Raw genomic sequence first — 17,038 nt, 5'->3', positions numbered from 1 at the left:
TAGGGCTGCGAAGCAGCCCCCTCGGTACTTCTATCAGCCCTTGCGGGTCAGCAGCGCTGGGCGCTCACCGCGTGGGCGGCTTGGCAGGTCATCCAGTTGCTCAGGCGTCGGGAAACGGTCCAGCTTGGACTCCTTGCGAATGATCACTGGCTGTTTTTCCGGCTGACGCGGGTTGCGCACGGCCGGCTCTTGCCGGGCAGCATCGTCACGCGCTGGGCGACCACGGCCACCGCCGCCATCACGACGGGCACCGCCACCGTTGTTGGCGCGAGGCGGGCGTTTTTCTCCGCCACCACTGCGTGGCTGGCCGCCATTGCGAGCTTGGCCCTGGCCGCCAGCGTTGCTGCGTTGGCCATTGCCTTGCCCCTGACCTTGGCCAGCACCACCCGGGCGGCGGTTGCGGCCCTGGTTCTTGCCTTGGTACGGGCTGACATAGTCGGCGCGGTTACCGAAGTTATCGAGCTCGTCGTCCAGGAATTCTTCCGGGTCGCGGTCTGCCGGCGGCTTCGGAACGCTGTTACTGCTGGCCTGCTGCGGGCGTGGCTTCTTGTCACGCGGCTTGCGCGGTTGCTGCTTGTCGCCGCTCTTTTCCTTGTCGTCCGGCTTGGCCGCAGCTTGCTGCCTGGCTTTGCCTTTGTCCTTGCCTTTGTCCTTGCGGCCGCCGTTGCTGTCTTTAGCACCTTCGCCACGGGCTTGCTGGTTGCGGCCGCCGCGGCCGTTGTTCTGTGGGCGCTCGCGTGCTTCGGGCTTTTCGGCTTCGACCTGGCTGGCGTCGAAGCCCATCAGGTCGCCATCCGCGATGCGCTGCTTGGTCACCCGCTCGATGCTCTTGAGCAGCTTCTCTTCATCTGGCGCGACCAGGGAAATTGCTTCGCCCGACCGACCGGCACGGCCGGTACGGCCAATGCGGTGGACGTAGTCCTCCTCGACATTCGGCAGCTCGAAGTTGACAACGTGGGGCAACTGGTCGATGTCCAGGCCGCGGGCAGCGATGTCGGTGGCGACCAGTACGCGCACGCTGTTGGCCTTGAAGTCGGCCAAAGCCTTGGTGCGGGCGTTCTGGCTCTTGTTACCGTGGATCGCGGCGGCGGTCAGGCCTTGCTTTTCCAGGTACTCGGCCAGGCGGTTGGCGCCATGCTTGGTTCGGGTGAACACCAACACCTGTTCCCAGGCACCCAGGGTAATCAGGTGCGCCAGCAGGGCACGCTTGTGGCTGGCAGGCAGGCGATACACCCGCTGCTCGATACGCTCGACGGTGGTGTTCGGCGGGGTGACCTCGATACGCTCCGGGTTGTGCAGGAGCTTGTCGGCGAGGTCGGTGATGTCCTTGGAGAAGGTGGCCGAGAAGAGCAGGTTCTGGCGTTTGGCCGGCAGGCGGGCGAGGACCTTCTTGACGTCGTGGATGAAGCCCATGTCGAGCATGCGATCGGCTTCATCAAGTACCAGGATTTCCACGTGGGCCAGGTCGACCTTGCCTTGACCGGCCAGGTCGAGCAGGCGGCCTGGGCAGGCGACCAGCACATCAACGCCTTTGGCAATGGCCTGGATCTGCGGGTTCATGCCAACGCCGCCGAAGATGCAGGCGCTGACCAGTGGCAGGTCACGGGCATAGACCTTGAAACTGTCATGCACCTGGGCTGCCAGTTCGCGGGTCGGTGTCAGGACCAGCACGCGAGGCTGGCGTGGGCCGTGGCGCTGCGATTTGTCGGGATGGCCGGCCGGGAACAGGCGCTCGAGAATCGGCAGGGCGAAGCCGCCGGTTTTACCCGTACCTGTCTGTGCGGCAACCATCAGGTCGCGGCCTTGCAACACGGCGGGAATAGCCCGCTGTTGCACGGGGGTCGGCTGGGTGTAGCCCGCAGCCTCGATAGCGCGGACAAGAGCCTCGGAGAGACCGAGGGAAGCAAAGGACATGGGCGATCCTGTTCTCGTGTGGGCTGGGCCCGTTGGGATGTTCTGCCTGGCGCGACGGGCATCGATGAAATGCGATCGCGTCCGGTCCAGCTGGGCTTTCACTGCACATCCGGGAAACGGAGGCTGGACGCGAAGGGGCGTCGGTACCGATCGGGATGCCTGTTGCGAGGCCGAGCGTCCGGGCGTGAGCCGGGCGGGAAGGCCCGAGTATAACAGAGCTATCGCGCTGTGCTGCTTTCCTGCTGCTCAACGGCGTTGAGAATGTTTCCAGTGTCGCTTGTATAACGGTTGCTGATCGCTGCATAGGCCGGCTCCTGCTTGAACCGCTGCAGCTCTTCGGCAAAGGCCACGGCCAGTGCCTCGCGCCCAGGCTTGCGCACCAGGCCCAAATACTGCGCCTGGCGGCTGACTACCAGCGGCAGTTCTTCGACTTGCTGTTGCAGGCCGAGCTGGCGGAGCAGGTAATGCCCGACCCTGCGGTCGGTGATCGCCAGGTCGATACGGCCCAGCACCAGCTTGCCGAAGTTGGCTTCGTGGGTGGGTGCGGCTTCGCGCTTGAAGTGCGGGGCCTCGGTGAACGCTTTACCGTAGGCGTAGCCGGGTGATGTGCCGACGGTGAGGCCGGCGAGGTCGTCCAGGTGGGTGACGGTATGGCGGCGCGTGCGGCTTTGGAACAGGACGAATTCGACCTCCGACATGGGTTCGGAGCCGTACACCATGTAGGGTTGGCGCGCCTCCGTCTGGAAAATGTCGAGAATGCCATCGGCCAGGCCCTGCTCAGCCATCGCCAAGCAGCGCTTCCAAGGCAGGAATTGCCACTCCACCTCGACGCCGAGGCGTGCGAAGACCTGGCTGGCGACTTCGTAGTCGATGCCGCGCGGTTGGCCGTTGTGCTGAAACACATAAGGTGCCCAGTCGTCGGTTACCAGGCGCAAGCGTTCGCCCAGAGCCAACGGGCTCAGGCAAACGAGCAGCAGGATCCAGAACAGACGGGCGATATGTGGCATGGCCGGAGATTACGCGCTCGGCCGGTGTACGGTAAAGGCATGCATTATCGATGTGGGAGCGGGCGTGCCCGCGAACACCGGCGAAGCCGGTGCCAACGATCGGGTTGCTCTCTTCGCGGGCACGCCCGCTCCCACCAGACCGCGCAAGGCAATGAGTTTTGCGGGCACATCAGGCTTGAGTGGTTCGCAGCAGATGCGCCTCGATATCCTTGCGCCGCTCGCCCAGCGATAGCCGTAGCCCCGGATGGCGCAGGCACTGACGCAGCCGCTCGGGCTCCACGTGGCCGTAGCGGTCATTGAGGTTTTCCAGGGCCTTGTCCCACCAGGCGGACGCACAGGCGCGGTCGAACTCATTGGGGTAGGGGTAGCAGCCATAGAGCAATTCGCGGGCGAACTGGCGCTCGTGACTGGGCAGGGTCAGGCTCAACGCCTTGTAACCCAGGCGGTGCAGAGTGGGTGGTCGCGGCAGTTGGTCGTTGACCAGCGCAACGTCGGCCAAGGCCGAGGGGCTGAGTGGGTCGTGCTCGTGCTTGCGCAGCCAGGCCTGGATCTTGGCGCGGAACTGCGCCTTCCGGCTCCAGTAGTGATGGATGACATCGGTACACTCGGCCAGCTCCAGGTTGCGGTAGGCCGCTACTGCCAGGCAGAACTCCTCAAGGGTATAGGCCTCCCGAGCCAAGGGGTAGAATTCGTCCATCATGGCGATGGAGCGGTCCAGGGTGTCGCAGTTCTCGGCAGTGAGGCCGATAACGCCGGAATTGACGAGCGGCATCTGGCAGTCGGCCAGTCCCCGGGACTCGAGAATGGCCAGCAGGTTCTTGTACAACAGGCACTTCTGGTCAGCGCCGTAGCGCGTGCCGATGGCGTTGCACAGCAGGCGGTTGGGCGCCACGCGGGCGAACAGATGCAACGGCGAGGTGCGGAAGAAGGTATCGGTGTCGATCAGCACTGCCAGCGGGTGTTGCTGCAGTACCTGGCGCAACAGCACATGCTTGCTGCGAAAGTGATAACCGTGCGGGGCATTCCATGCCTGGCGCGTGGCCTCGTCCAGCAGGTGGACGGTGACGGGCAGCCTGGCGTAGGGCTGCGCATTGTCGGTGTAGACCTGGATGTCCATGGCCTCGCCGGCTGCGCTGCCTAGCTGGGCGAGGGCGCTGACGATGCTGAAGCAGGCTTCCTGATGGTAGGTTGCCGGGCCAAAAGCCAGGTATACAAGCTGTGGGCGCGAAGGTTGGGTGTGCTGCATGGCAGGCAAGACCTGTTTAACCCGAAAATGAATAAGGCTTTAGTCTATGACCAAAGCCTTAATCATTTCTTAAGCAGACTTTGCCAAAAGATTTCAGCGCGGCAGCTTCAGGTTGTTCCAGATCGCCAGGCTCGGTTCGGCCTGGTTCAAGGTATAGAAGTGCAGGCCCGGCGCGCCGCCTTGCAACAGCTGTTCGCACATGCGGGTAATCACTTCTTCGCCGAAGGCCTGGATGCTGGCGGTGTCGTCGGCATAGGCTTCCAGCTGCTTGCGGATCCAGCGCGGGATCTCGGCGCCACAGGCATCGGAGAAGCGGGCCAGCTTGCTGTAGTTGGTGATCGGCATGATGCCCGGTACCACCGGAATCTCCACGCCCAGCTTCTGTGCACGCTCGACGAAGTAGAAGTAGCTGTCGGCGTTGAAGAAGTACTGGGTGATGGCGCTGTCGGCACCGGCCTTGACCTTGTGCACAAAGTTGGCCAGATCCGCCTCGAAGTTGCGCGCCTGCGGGTGCATTTCCGGGTAGGCAGCCACTTCCAGGTGGAAGTGATCAGCGGTTTCCTGGCGGATGAACTCGACCAGGTCACTGGCATAGCGCAGTTCACCACTGGCCATTCCCATGCCCGACGGCAGGTCACCACGCAGAGCGACAATGCGTTTGATGCCGGCTGCCTTGTACTCGGCCAGCAGGGCACGCAATTCGGCCTTGGTGTCGCCCACGCACGACAGGTGCGGCGCGGCAGGTATCTTCACTTCGCTTTCCAGCTGCAGCACGGTATTGAGCGTGCGGTCGCGGGTCGAGCCACCGGCACCGTAGGTGCAGGAGAAGAAGTCCGGGTTATAGGTGGCCAGCTGGCGGGCGACGCCCATCAGCTTTTCGTGACCGGCATCGGTCTTGGTCGGGAAGAACTCGAAACTGTAGCGGCGTTCTTGTGACATCAGGCGTTCCTCTGGCAACAAGCGTCTGGCGGCAAGCTGCAAGTAAAAGCCAGATCGGTGATGGCCGGTCTGGCTTGGGCGTCGTTCAAGATCTGTGTTTCCGGAGCTGCAAGTGGCAACGGCACGGTATGCCTTTGCCTGCCACTTGCAGCTTCAAGCTTGCCGCTTAGTAGCGGTAGGCGTGCGGCTTGAACGGGCCTTCGACGGTCACGCCGATGTAGTCGGCTTGCTGCTTGGTCAGCTGGGTGACCACGCCGCCGAAGCCGCGGACCATTTCCAGGGCCACTTCTTCGTCGAGTTTCTTCGGCAGCACTTCAACGGTCAGGCGCTCGGCTTTCTTTTCGGCCGGCAGGTCAGCGAACTTCTGCTCGAACAGGAAGATCTGTGCCAGAACCTGGTTGGCGAACGAGCCGTCCATGATGCGGCTTGGGTGGCCAGTGGCGTTGCCCAGGTTGACCAGGCGGCCTTCGGCCAGCAGGATCAGGTAGTCGTCGTTCTGCGGGTCGAAGCTGCCAGCGCCGGTACGGTGGATCTTGTGAACCTGCGGCTTGACCTCTTCCCAGGCCCAGTTCTTGCGCATGAAGGCGGTGTCGATCTCGTTGTCGAAGTGGCCGATGTTGCAGACTACGGCACGCTTTTTCAGGGCCTTGAGCATGTTGGCGTCGCAGACATTGACGTTACCGGTGGTGGTCACGATCAGGTCGATCTTGCCCAGCAGGGCCTTGTCGATGCTGGCATCGGTGCCGTCGTTGATACCGTCGATGAACGGCGAGACCAGCTCGAAGCCGTCCATGCAGGCCTGCATGGCGCAGATCGGGTCAATTTCGGAGACCTTGACGATCATGCCTTCCTGACGCAGGGACTGGGCCGAGCCCTTGCCCACGTCACCGTAGCCGATCACCAGGGCCTGCTTGCCCGACAGCAGGTGGTCGGTACCACGCTTGATGGCATCGTTCAGGCTGTGACGGCAGCCGTACTTGTTGTCGTTCTTGCTCTTGGTGACCGAGTCGTTGACGTTGATCGCCGGGACTTTCAGCTCGCCCTTGGCCAGCATGTCCAGCAGGCGGTGTACGCCGGTGGTGGTCTCTTCGGTCACGCCGTGCACGCGGTCCAGTACCTGCGGGTACTTCTTGTGCAGCAGTTCGGTCAGGTCACCACCGTCGTCGAGGATCATGTTGGCGTCCCATGGCTGGCCATCTTTCAGGATGGTCTGCTCCAGGCACCACTCGTATTCTTCTTCGGTTTCACCTTTCCAGGCGAAAACCGGGATACCGGCGGCGGCGATCGAGGCGGCGGCCTGGTCTTGAGTCGAGAAGATGTTGCAGGACGACCAGCGCACTTCGGCACCCAAGGCAACCAGGGTTTCGATCAGCACGGCGGTCTGGATGGTCATGTGGATGCAGCCCAGGATCTTCGCACCCTTGAGCGGTTGCTCGGCCAGGTACTTGCGACGCAGGCCCATCAGCGCAGGCATTTCCGATTCGGCAATGATGGTTTCGCGACGGCCCCAGGCGGCCAGGGAGATGTCGGCGACTTTGTAATCGGTAAAACCAGCAGGCATGTTTGCAGCGCTCATGAGAGCCTCCATTCGTAATGTGCGAATGGGCGCCGTTGTGCGTTAAGCGCTCGCGGGAGCGAGCAACGCCCCATCCGAGCCTGACAGGCCTAGCCTGCTGCAGCGCCCCTCGGACAGGTGGCGGGCATGGCTCCGCTGTGGGCAACCATGTAAAACGGCGCAGATTATAGCTGCCCCCGCCGGCTTGCCCAAGGTTTTCCGTCGATTAATCGCGACGATAGTCGATGTTCAATGGAGCGAAGGCAGCCGCTCTGCCATCATTGCTACACGTTAGCCAAGCAGGTCAGGAGTACAGATGAACTTTCACACCCGCAAGTGGGTTAAACCCGAAGACCTCAACCCCAATGGCACCCTGTTCGGTGGCAGCCTGTTGCGCTGGATCGATGAAGAGGCGGCGATCTACGCCATCGTCCAGTTGGGCAACCAGCGTGTGGTGACCAAGTACATGTCGGAAATCAACTTCGTCAGTGCTTCGCGTCAGGGTGACATCATCGAGCTGGGCATCACCGCTACCGCGTTCGGCCGCACCTCGATCACCCTCAAGTGCGAAGTGCGTAACAAGATAACCCGCAAGAGCATTCTGACTGTCGACAAGATGGTGTTCGTCAACCTGGGCGAGGATGGCTTGCCGGCAGCCCATGGGCGCACCGAGATCAAGTACGTGCAGGACCAGTTCCCGGATTCGGCAGTCGAATAGACCCTGGTTGCCTGTGCCGGCCTCTTCGCGGGTAAACCCGCTCCTACAGGGGGACGCGCCCCCGTAGGAGCGGGTTTACCGCGAATGGGCCGCAAAGCGGCCCCGGCATTCTCAAGGCTGGGCGCTGACCTTGCGCACCACCCGCCCAATGCTCAACCCCTGCACCAGAATCGACGACAACACCACGATGTAGGTGATCGACAGCAGCAGGTCCCGTTCCTCGCCCAGCGGTAGCGACAGTGCAAGTGCCACCGACACGCCACCGCGCAGGCCACCCCAGGTCAGCACCCGCACCGTGCCTTTGGGCACCGGGCGCCAGCGCCGCAGCAACACGATCGCCGGGGCCACCGTCAACAGGCGCGACAGCAGCACTGCCAGCGCCAGCACGCCGCCGGCCGCCAGGTGCATCCAGTTGAACGGCAGCAGCAACAGCTCCAGGCCGATCAATGCGAACAGCAGGGCATTGAGCATGTCGTCGATCAGCTCCCAGAAACCGTCCATGTAACGGCGGGTCATGTCATTCATCGCCAGGTTGCGCCCCAGGTTGCCGATGATCAGGCCTGCCACCACCATGGCGATCGGTGCCGACACATGCAGCTCGTAGCACATCGCCGAACCACCGATTACCAGCGCCAGGGTCAGCATGACCTCCACCTGGTACTGCTCGACGCTCTTGATCATGCGGTAGGTGGCGTAGCCGATCAGGCCACCGAACACCACACCGCCAATGGCCTCGCGGGCGAACAGGATCGCCGTGTCGGCCATGCTCGGTGTTTCACCCAGCTGGATGATGCCCAGCAACACGGTGAATACCACGACTGCCGTGCCGTCGTTGAACAGTGACTCGCCGACGATGGTGGTTTTAAGCGGTTTGGGCGCATTGGCAGTACGCAGCGCGCCAAGCACTGCAATCGGGTCGGTCGGTGAGATCAGTGCACCGAACAGCAGGCAGTAGATCAGGGGCACCTGCCAGCCGAACAGGGCAAACACCCAATGTGACAGGTAGCCGATGACCACGGTGGCAATCAGCACGCCCAAGGTAGCCAGCAGGCCGATCGGCCAGCGGTAGCTGCGCAAGTCGCTGAGGTTGACGTGCAGGGCGCCGGCAAACAGCAGGAACGCCAGCATCCAGTGCATGAGCAGATCGTTGAAGTCGATCTGGTTCATCAGCCCTTCGACGCGCTCTTCCAGGCCAGGGAAGCCGACAAGGCTCAGGCCTTGCAATATCAGGGAAAACAACAGCGCCGTAACCATCACGCCGATAGCGGGGGGCAGGCCGATGAAGCGGTAATTGACATAGGTAAGAAGGGTGGTGAGGCAAATAAACGCGGCAACTAATTCAAGCATCCCGAATCCTGTAACAGTGGCTTCCAAGTCGTTACCCGAGTGACTCGGGCAGTTCTTTGATGACCTGGCACGGGGTTCGGGGCACAGGGTTTGACCGAATTAGTCCAAATCGTTCCCGTGACAGTCTGCACTGGTTACCCTGTGGGAGCGGGCGTGCCCGCGAACACCGGCAAAGCCGGTGCCATACACCGAGTTGCATTCTTCGCGGGCATGCCCGCTCCCACAAAGCCCCCCTGAACGCTATATATTCACAGCCATGAAAAGCCATAAGGACAAGAAGGCGTGTTGGCAACATCTCTGGTGCTGGTTGCCGCCCTGCTGCATGCAACCTGGAATACCTTGATCAAATTCAGTGGCGAGCGCTTGCTGGTAATTGCCAGCATGGACACGGTAGCGCTGGCCTTCGCGGTGCTGGCGGTGCCCTTCGTCGATGTTCCGCCTGCTGAAATCTGGCCCTGGTTGGTAGCCTCGGCACTGGCTGAGCAGTTGTACCGCTATCTGCTGATCAAGGCCTACCGCGTGGGCGACCTGGGGCTGGTCTATCCTCTGATGCGCGGGCTGTCACCGCTGGTGGTGCTGGGGCTGACCCTGGCCTTTGCCGGGGAATCGCTGAGCCAGCAGCAGATCATCGGTATCCTGTTGATCCCCTGTGGCATGGCCTGCCTGTTGTGGCAGGGCGGCGGCGGTGACCGGCTGCCATGGTCGATGCTGCCGGTGGTTGCCTTGATTGGCCTGTGCATTGGTTGCTACACCTGGTTCGACGGCCAGGCCGTGCGCCTGTGGGGCAAACCGTGGGATTACCTGGTCTGGCTGACCCTGCTCAGCGCCTGGCAATTCCCGTTGTTGGCGGGCGTAGCGCGGCGGGCGCCATTCGTACTGTTCTGGCGAACCCAATGGCGCCTTGGGTTGGCGGTAGGGTTCTGCGTATTGTTCAGCTATGCCCTGGTGCTGTGGGCCATGCACCTGGGGTCAGTGGCCGAAGCGGCGGCACTGCGGGAGTTGAGCGTGATACTGGTGGTGCTGCTGGGTATGCGCTACCTCAAAGAACCTTTTGGCGGGCCGAGACTCCTAGCTTGCGGGCTGGTGTTGGCCGGCATGCTGGTAATGAAGCTTTGAACTGAAGACTGAACAAGGAGTCCTGTCCATGACTGTTGCCCTGTGGTGCATCCTGATTGCGCTGCTGTTGAACCCGCTTTGTGCCTTGATCGCCAAGGCGAGCAGTGGCCGCTTCGGCCTCAAGGACAATCACGATCCGCGAGCCTTCCTCGATACCTTGTCGGGCCTGCCGCGGCGTGCCCATGCAGCGCAGCAGAATGGCTACGAAGCGTTTCCGGCATTTGCTGCGGCGGTGCTTGTGGCGGATATCGTGGGCAATGCAGAGCAGGTGACCCAGGATGTGCTGGGGGTGATGTATATCACCAGCCGCTTGCTTTACATCATCTGCTACCTGGCCGACTGGGCTGCCTTGCGGTCGCTGGTGTGGTTTGCCAGCCTGGCACTGATCGTGTCGTTCTTCGTGGTTTCCATCTGAAACCGAGTGGTCTTCTTCGCGGGCTTGCCCGCTCCCACAGGTACACCACAGTATTCAAGGGCTGTGGTGTACCTGTGGGAGCGGGCAAGCCCGCGAAGAATCCATCGCCGATCAAGGTACCTTAGGTACCTCAGGTAGCGGCTGGCCTTTAGGCCAGAGCATCCAGATCTGCCCCTGCTGTTTCATGTTCCCCGCCAGCTCGCCGGCTTCCGGCCCGGTGCCCCAGAACAGGTCGGCACGCACTTCACCCGCAATCGCCCCACCAGTGTCCTGCGCACCCACCGGGCGCACCACTGGCGAGCCGTCCGGGCGCGTAGTGGAAAGCCACAACAGGCTGCCCAGGGGAATCACCTTGCGGTCGATGGCCACGCTGTAGCCGGCGGTAAGCGGTACGTTCAGCGAGCCGCGCGGGCCTTCGTTGCTGTCCGGGCGGGTGCTGAAGAATACGTAGCTGGGGTTGCTGGCCAGCAGCTCTGGTACGCGCTGCGGGTTGGCCTGGGCCCAGGCATGAATGGCGCCCATGCTCACTTCTTCTTTTTTCAGCTGACCTTGCTCCACCAGCCAGCGGCCGATCGGCCGATAGGGGTGGCCGTTCTGGTCGGCGTAGCCCAGGCGCAGTTGACGGCCGTCCTCCAGTTGCACCCGGCCAGAACCCTGGATCTGCAGGAATTGCAGGTCCATCGGGTCGGTCAGCCAGGCCAGCACCGGTGCCTTGACGCCGTTACGGTTGATGACTTCGGCCGTGTCGTAGGGCTTGAGCACCCGACCCTCCAGGCGGCCGCGCAGGCGTTTGCCCTTCAGTTCGGGGTACACGCTGGCCAGGTCGACCACGATCATGTCATCAGGGATGCCGTAGACCGCCACATGGTTGGTTGCCGATTGGCTCAGGCTGCCTGGGTAGACCGGCTCGTAGTAGCCGGTAATCAGGCCGTTGGCATTGTTCTCTGCAGAGCGCAGGCCGTACACCTGCAGGTTCTGTTCAAGGAAGGTTCGCACTTGGGCGGCGCTGGCTGTGGCGCTGCCGGCCGCTTCGCAGGTGGCGGCCCACACCGGGTCGCGCTTGAGTTTTTCGCAGCCGTTGCGCCATGCATAAAAGCCTGCCAGCAGGTCTTCATCGCTGACGGCCGGCAAGTCTTTCCAAGTGGCCGGGGCATAGGTGGCGACAGCGTGGGGCTCGGGCTTGGCGCTCTCGCCGCCGTTGCAGCCGGCCAGCAAAGCCAGCACCGGCAGTGTCCAGGCCAGGTGGCGCAGGGCAGATTTCATGTGTGCATTCCTGTCATGAGCGAACATGAAGGTTCGCCCCTGTCTTTTATGTGGCTATTGGTGTTTGGCCCAGGGGCAGCGATACTGGCCGCCCATTTGCGTAGGCCGAAGTGAGCGTGATGTTTAAGCGATTGACCGTTGTTCTGCTGGCAGCACTTGCCCTGGGAGGGGCTCTGACGGGTTGTGACCGGGTTGACCCGAATTCGCCGCTGGGCAAACGCAAGGTGATCTTCAAGGACATGCTCAAGACCAGCGAGGACCTCGGCGGCATGCTGCGTGGCCGGTTGCCGTTCGACGGGGTGAAGTTTGCCGACGGCGCGCTGAAGCTGGACAGCCTGTCGCATCAGCCGTGGCAGCATTTTCCACAGGTGCGCGATGGTGGTGACAGCGCCGCCCGTGCCGAAGTGTGGGAGCGCCAGGCGCGGTTCCATGACCTGGCCCGGCAGCTTGAGGGCGTCACCGGCGAACTGGTCGATGTCACCCGCAACCAGCCACTGGATGCTGCGCAATTGAAGGCACCGATGGACAAGGTCGAGGCTGCGTGCAAGGCCTGTCATAGCGAATTTCGTAATCATTGAATGGCTGTGCTGTTTGCGCAAACCTTCGAGGCGTGTACAAATTCCACAAAGACCAGGCTTGCCGGCCAGATGCCTTAGCGGTCGAGAGCGTCGACCGCTTCCTGCAGCTCTTTACGCGACTCGGCCAGCTTGTCCTTGCGTTTGTTGATCTTCTCGGCGTCGCCTTTCTTCTCTGCCTTCTTCAAGTCCTTTTCCCGCTGCGCCACTTCGTGACGCGCATCGAGCACCTTCTGCTCACGTTCCTTGCGCAGGCTGGCGTCGGTGCAGTTGTCCACACCGCGCAGGGCTTCCTCCAGCCCTGCAACCTGGTCGCTGTTGCCGTGGTCACGGGCAATTTTCAGCTGGTTTTCGATGGCGCTGCGCTTGGCGGCGCAACCGGTCAGGCCGGCATCCGGCTGGGCAGCCTGAGCAGTGCCCGCGGCCAGGCCCAGTGTTGCGAGCAGGAAAAGAGTCGAAATACGTTTCATGAAAAGCCTCCCTAACGGGGCGGGGCAGCAAAAGTTGGGGGAAATCCTGCCTTGGTTTTGCCCATTTAGAAACCCTTGGTGAGGTTTTCTGCCGGAGTCTCGGGTTTTTCCTACGCACTATTTGGTAAAAAATCATTGCTCAATGCGCTGGGGTGGGGTCCGGAAACCTTCTATGCCGGCTTCGGCCAACTGTGCGGCAATGGCTTGCACCTCGGATGCCGCGAAAAATTCCACAAGTTGGCGCGAGCGTTTTGCGCCGATGCCGGGCACGGTTTGCCATTGCCCGGCACTGCGTGAAGCCAGCGCCTGCCAGTCGCCAGTCAGTGGCAAATGCTTGCCAATGGGCACGCCAAGGGCGCGCAGCCACTGATCGAATGGGCGTGAGCGGGCTTCGTCGAAACTGCCCATCAGGTGTGCCGCAGTGAGCCTGCTGATACCGGGGGCCTGCTGCAGGCGCTCGGCATCGAGCTGCAGCCAGTCGGCCATGGACGTTACCAAGCCAGCTTCGACCAGCCGACGCCATGTGCCCGGCCCGGTGCGTGGCAAGGCCAGGCCCTGTTTACCGCCAAGCCAGGTGAGTCGGGCAATGAACTGCTCATCACAGCCCTCGCTGGCTTGCCAGCAGCTGTGGGCATGATGCTGGTCGGGTGCTGGTGCGGTTATCGGTTGGCGCTCTACAGCGCGGTGCACGACGTGTTCGAGCCGCGGAATGGTCAGCCCGGCAAGGCTGATGGCCACCTGATCGCCAGGGCGAATATCCAGGCGTTGCCAGCGCGCCAGCGACCCAAGGCTGACTTGGCTAATGCGCCGGTCATCGAGGGTAACGGGTTGCAGGTGAAGAACGGGCGTGACCCTGCCAGTGCGGCCGACCCGAAAGCGCACGTCGCGTACTTCGGCCAAGGCTTGTGCATAGGGGTACTTCCAGGCCGCGATCCAGTATGGCGCCTTGGCCTGCCAGCGCTCGGCAGGTGGCCGACTGCCCTGGCGCAGGATCACACCGTCGGTGGCGAAGGGCAGAGCAGAGCGATACCAGTGCTCGCGCCAGTGTGCTGCATCCTCCAGCGTGTCGATGGCGATGCTGTAAAGCTGGCTGTCCGGAAAACCCAGTCGTGCCAGCTGGGCGAGGCGTTCGGCCTGTTGCTCGGGGCCGTGCGGCCAGCCCCACACGAACAGGCCGATAGCGTTGCCTTGTGCGCCAGTCAGTTGCTTGCGTGCGAGCAGCCCTGCCACGGTACCCCGGGCGTTGGCGCTGCCTGCCTTGGCTTGCACATGTTCGTCCAGGCGCAGATACAGTTCACCTTGCAAGTGCAGGTCGACCGCCTCGGGCAACTGCCGTGTGACAGCGCCGAGCTGTGGGATGTGTCGGCTCCAGTCATGGCCGTGTACACCGTCCCCCCGGCTGGTCAGCTGTACCAATCGGCCCTGTTGGTAAGTGAGGGAAACGGCTACGCCGTCGACCTTGGGCTGTACCCACACGCCGGTCTTGCCGGCCATCCATCGCGCCACGGCCTGGCGGTCTGCCAGCTTGTCGACGCCGGTATGCGGCACAGGGTGGGGGACCGGGCCGCGAGCGCTGGCCAGGGGAGGGGCTGGTGCCAACCGCGAAGCACTGCTGCAGGTGGTTCAGGCGCTCGCGGCTCTGGTCGTACAGTTCGTCGGCCACCAGGGCTATGCCCTGGCGATGGTAGTGCTCGTCCCATCGGGCAAGCGTGGCGCGCAGTTGCGCAACTTCGGCCTTGACCTGTTGCGGGCTCCAGTGTGGGCATGAGGCAGCCCTGGCCAATGGGGTGTTCAGCACAAATAGCAGGGCGAACAACAACAGGTACGGCATGGCCTGGCATCCTTGCATGGCGGGGAAGCGCTTAGCGTAGGCGGGTGGCGGGGCGGGCGGTGCGTGCAGTTGTCAGGTGATATTTCGCTGGTGTTCGTCTCCAAGCCCGAGGCGGAGCAAAAAACGAGCGCGGCGCTCGATCTCACGGGCGATGGACATGCCGTGACAGGCACAAAAAAGCCCCTGCCGATCGCTCGGCAGGGGCTTTCGTCTGGCGCTGCAGGAAGCTCTTACAGGCCGGCAGCGTCACGCAGCGACTGGGCGCGGTCGGTGCGCTCCCAGGTGAAGGTGGTGAAGGTGTCGTCGCCGACAGTCTTCTGCTGCGGGGTGCGGCCGAAGTGGCCGTAGGCAGCGGTTTCCTGATACATCGGGTGCAGCAGGTCGAGCATGGTGGTGATGGCGTATGGACGCAGGTCGAAGCACTCACGCACCAGCTGGATGATCTTGTCGTCGGAGACCTTGCCGGTACCGAAGGTGTTGATCGAGATGGAGGTCGGCTGGGCCACGCCGATGGCGTACGACACCTGAATCTCGCAACGCTCGGCCAAACCGGCGGCGACGATGTTCTTGGCCACGTAGCGGCCGGCGTAGGCAGCGGAACGGTCGACCTTGGACGGGTCCTTGCCGGAGAACGCGCCACCCCCGTGACGGGCCATGCCACCGTAAGAGTCGACGATGATCTTGCGGCCAGTCAGGCCGCAGTCACCCACCGGGCCACCGATGATGAAGTTGCCGGTCGGGTTGATGTGGTACTGGGTGCCTTTGTGCAGCAGTTCGGCCGGCAGGGTGTGCTTGACGATCAGCTCCATCACGGCTTCTTGCAAGTCTTTCTGCGAAACCTCCGGATTGTGCTGGGTCGACAGCACCACGGCGTCGATACCGACCACTTTGCCGTTCTCGTAGCGGCAGGTGACCTGCGACTTGGCATCCGGGCGCAGCCATGGCAGCAGGCCGGACTTGCGCGCCTCGGCCTGGCGTTCTACCAGACGGTGCGAGAAGCAGATCGGTGCAGGCATCAGGACTTCGGTTTCGTTGCTGGCATAGCCGAACATCAGGCCCTGATCACCGGCGCCCTGGTCTTCTGGCTTGGAGCGGTCCACGCCCTGGGCGATGTCTACCGACTGTTTGCCGATGATGTTCATCACGGCGCAGGTGGCGCCGTCGAAGCCGACGTCGGAGCTGTTGTAGCCGATGTCGATGATGACTTTGCGCACCAGGTCTTCCAGGTCGACCCAGGCCGAAGTGGTGACTTCGCCGGCGATGATGGCGACACCGGTCTTGACCAGGGTTTCGCAGGCTACGCGGGCGTATTTGTCCTGAGCGATGATGGCATCAAGGACTGCGTCCGAAATCTGGTCGGCGATCTTGTCCGGATGCCCTTCGGACACGGACTCGGAGGTGAAAAGGGAGTATTCGCTCATCTCGAAGGTTCCTGAAATTTACCGATGGTGTATGTCGCCAGCCGTCCGCTGAAAATGGCGGACCTGGATCTGGAAACCGTTACGCAAGCCCACGTACAGGCTGTCCGCATGGGCCAGCCCGGCAGCGTTGGCCCAGCGCGCCAGGTCGTCCTGTTCGAAGCCCAGCCAGAGGTCGCCGCAGGCTTCGCGCGCCCACCCCTGGTCATGGCTGCACAGTTCGGTGACCAGCAGGCTGCCGCCTGCCTTCACCCGTTTGGCCAGCTGGCGCAAGGCCAGGGCCGGGTCGCTGAAATGGTGCAGCACCATGTTCAGCACAACGCAGTCGGCGGCCACATCCGTTGCACCCAGTGCATCGGCCAACTGCAGGTTCACGTTGTCGAGCCCTTCGCGCTGGCACACCTGGCGCGCAAGCTCGAGCATGGTAGGGCTGTTGTCCAGGGCGGTGACCTGGGCGAAGCGCCGGGCCAGGTCGGGCAGGAAGCCACCGTCGCCGGGGCCGACTTCCAGCGCGCTGGCGGCCGGGTCGAAATGCAGTTTGTCGAGCAGCGCCAGCAGGCTGTCGCGGTACTGCGGAAGGCCGGCGATCAGGTCCTGCTGGGCACGGAACTTCTCTTCCACGCGCAGGAAGAAGTCCTGGCTGGTGGCCGCCCGTCGCTGCTGGACATGGGCTATGCGCGCCTGCACATCGGGCGGCAGGGCCAGGTCGTCGACTTCTTCGAGCAGCGCCGCGTGCAGCCGGCCACCCAGGCGCAGGCCATCGGGCAGGGCACGGCGGTAGAAGATGGCGTTGCCTTCGCGGCGGGTTGCCACGAGGTCGGCCTGAGCCAGCACCTTGAGGTGATGGCTCATGCCCGACTGGCCGATGTCGAAGATCTGCGCCAGCTCCAGCACGCCGAACGAGTCGTTGGCCAGGGCGCGCAATACGTTCAGGCGCAGCGCATCGCCACTGGCTTTGCACAGGGCGGCCAATGTTTCGCGTTGTTCGGGGATCGATTGCGCACGCAGATTCATGGGGCGGCAGTCTAGACAGGCATCGATGCCCTAGCAAGGCCAATATCAAAAAGTTTTGATATTGGCGATGAGCTGCAAGCCGAAAGCCTCAAGTTACACGCTTTGGGGCACCCCGAGTCGCGCTCTGCTTCTTCAGTTGCGGCTTAAAGCTGGCGCCTGGCGCTTAAATGTTTGCCCCAAGCGCCCCCAGTGGGCGAAAATGGCCGCCTT

General features: G+C 62.8%; 14 protein-coding genes, 1 pseudogene and 1 riboswitch. Of the genes and pseudogenes, 4 read left to right on the top strand and 11 right to left on the bottom strand.

Annotated elements, in window-relative coordinates:
* Positions 1 to 33: 33 nt before the first annotated feature.
* The 5 genes from ACI7M0_RS24515 to ahcY form a co-directional block, all read right to left on the bottom strand.
* On the bottom strand, positions 34 to 1,914 hold the full coding sequence (locus tag ACI7M0_RS24515) for a DEAD/DEAH box helicase (RefSeq protein WP_020191535.1): 1,881 nt from the start codon (positions 1,912 to 1,914) through the stop codon (positions 34 to 36).
* Between the two features lie 218 nt (positions 1,915 to 2,132).
* Positions 2,133 to 2,921, bottom strand: a complete 789-nt coding sequence (locus ACI7M0_RS24510) for an ABC transporter substrate-binding protein (RefSeq protein WP_104962679.1) — start codon at positions 2,919 to 2,921, stop codon at positions 2,133 to 2,135.
* Positions 2,922 to 3,090: 169 nt separating this feature from the next.
* Positions 3,091 to 4,167, bottom strand: a complete 1,077-nt coding sequence (locus tag ACI7M0_RS24505; RefSeq protein ID WP_104962678.1) for a hypothetical protein — start codon at positions 4,165 to 4,167, stop codon at positions 3,091 to 3,093.
* Between the two features lie 93 nt (positions 4,168 to 4,260).
* Positions 4,261 to 5,106 (bottom strand): methylenetetrahydrofolate reductase [NAD(P)H], encoded by an 846-nt coding sequence (gene metF / locus ACI7M0_RS24500; RefSeq protein WP_020191829.1) that lies wholly within the window; start codon positions 5,104 to 5,106, stop codon positions 4,261 to 4,263.
* A 166-nt stretch (positions 5,107 to 5,272) separates the two neighbouring features.
* Positions 5,273 to 6,682: an adenosylhomocysteinase gene (gene ahcY / locus ACI7M0_RS24495; RefSeq protein WP_129933155.1), complete on the bottom strand. Its 1,410-nt coding sequence runs from the start codon at positions 6,680 to 6,682 to the stop codon at positions 5,273 to 5,275.
* A gap of 20 nt (positions 6,683 to 6,702) precedes the next feature.
* A riboswitch (S-adenosyl-L-homocysteine riboswitch) is annotated at positions 6,703 to 6,799 on the bottom strand.
* Positions 6,800 to 6,977: 178 nt separating this feature from the next.
* Between ahcY and ACI7M0_RS24490 the strand changes: the two genes are divergently transcribed.
* Positions 6,978 to 7,379, top strand: coding sequence for an acyl-CoA thioesterase (locus ACI7M0_RS24490; RefSeq protein WP_003249362.1), 402 nt, complete (start codon positions 6,978 to 6,980; stop codon positions 7,377 to 7,379).
* A 111-nt stretch (positions 7,380 to 7,490) separates the two neighbouring features.
* Here the strand turns inward: ACI7M0_RS24490 and ACI7M0_RS24485 are convergent, their stop codons facing one another.
* A complete protein-coding gene (locus ACI7M0_RS24485) occupies positions 7,491 to 8,726 on the bottom strand; it encodes a sodium:proton antiporter (RefSeq protein WP_104962677.1) in 1,236 nt (411 codons plus the stop codon).
* 282 nt (positions 8,727 to 9,008) lie between these two features.
* Between ACI7M0_RS24485 and ACI7M0_RS24480 the strand changes: the two genes are divergently transcribed.
* Together ACI7M0_RS24480 and ACI7M0_RS24475 are read left to right on the top strand one after the other, a co-directional pair.
* Positions 9,009 to 9,842, top strand: coding sequence for a DMT family transporter (locus ACI7M0_RS24480; protein ID WP_020191826.1), 834 nt, complete (start codon positions 9,009 to 9,011; stop codon positions 9,840 to 9,842).
* A 28-nt stretch (positions 9,843 to 9,870) separates the two neighbouring features.
* Complete coding sequence (locus tag ACI7M0_RS24475) at positions 9,871 to 10,257, top strand: MAPEG family protein (RefSeq protein ID WP_010955544.1); 387 nt, start codon at positions 9,871 to 9,873, stop codon at positions 10,255 to 10,257.
* A gap of 111 nt (positions 10,258 to 10,368) precedes the next feature.
* On the opposite strand, the gene ACI7M0_RS24470 is transcribed toward ACI7M0_RS24475, so the two are convergent.
* Complete coding sequence (locus ACI7M0_RS24470; RefSeq protein WP_129933157.1) at positions 10,369 to 11,520, bottom strand: murein transglycosylase A; 1,152 nt, start codon at positions 11,518 to 11,520, stop codon at positions 10,369 to 10,371.
* 119 nt (positions 11,521 to 11,639) lie between these two features.
* Here ACI7M0_RS24470 and ACI7M0_RS24465 point away from each other — a divergent pair, with 119 nt between their 5' ends.
* Positions 11,640 to 12,098, top strand: a complete 459-nt coding sequence (locus ACI7M0_RS24465; protein ID WP_064492989.1) for a cytochrome c — start codon at positions 11,640 to 11,642, stop codon at positions 12,096 to 12,098.
* Between the two features lie 74 nt (positions 12,099 to 12,172).
* On the opposite strand, the gene ACI7M0_RS24460 is transcribed toward ACI7M0_RS24465, so the two are convergent.
* The 4 genes and pseudogenes from ACI7M0_RS24460 to ACI7M0_RS24445 form a co-directional block, all read right to left on the bottom strand.
* Entirely contained in the window at positions 12,173 to 12,565 is a 393-nt protein-coding gene (locus ACI7M0_RS24460) for a DUF1090 domain-containing protein (protein ID WP_020191823.1), read from the bottom strand.
* A 132-nt stretch (positions 12,566 to 12,697) separates the two neighbouring features.
* Positions 12,698 to 14,396, bottom strand: a pseudogene (gene ligB / locus ACI7M0_RS24455) (NAD-dependent DNA ligase LigB).
* A gap of 230 nt (positions 14,397 to 14,626) precedes the next feature.
* Positions 14,627 to 15,817: a methionine adenosyltransferase gene (gene metK / locus ACI7M0_RS24450; RefSeq protein WP_003249375.1), complete on the bottom strand. Its 1,191-nt coding sequence runs from the start codon at positions 15,815 to 15,817 to the stop codon at positions 14,627 to 14,629.
* 18 nt (positions 15,818 to 15,835) lie between these two features.
* Entirely contained in the window at positions 15,836 to 16,828 is a 993-nt protein-coding gene (locus ACI7M0_RS24445) for a metalloregulator ArsR/SmtB family transcription factor (RefSeq protein WP_003249377.1), read from the bottom strand.
* Positions 16,829 to 17,038 lie beyond the last annotated feature (210 nt).

It is taken from the genome of Pseudomonas sp. 10(2024) (assembly GCF_045164175.1).
In the GTDB taxonomy this organism is placed as follows: domain Bacteria; phylum Pseudomonadota; class Gammaproteobacteria; order Pseudomonadales; family Pseudomonadaceae; genus Aquipseudomonas; species Aquipseudomonas alloputida.
This window is presented reverse-complemented; position numbering and strand designations above follow the sequence as displayed.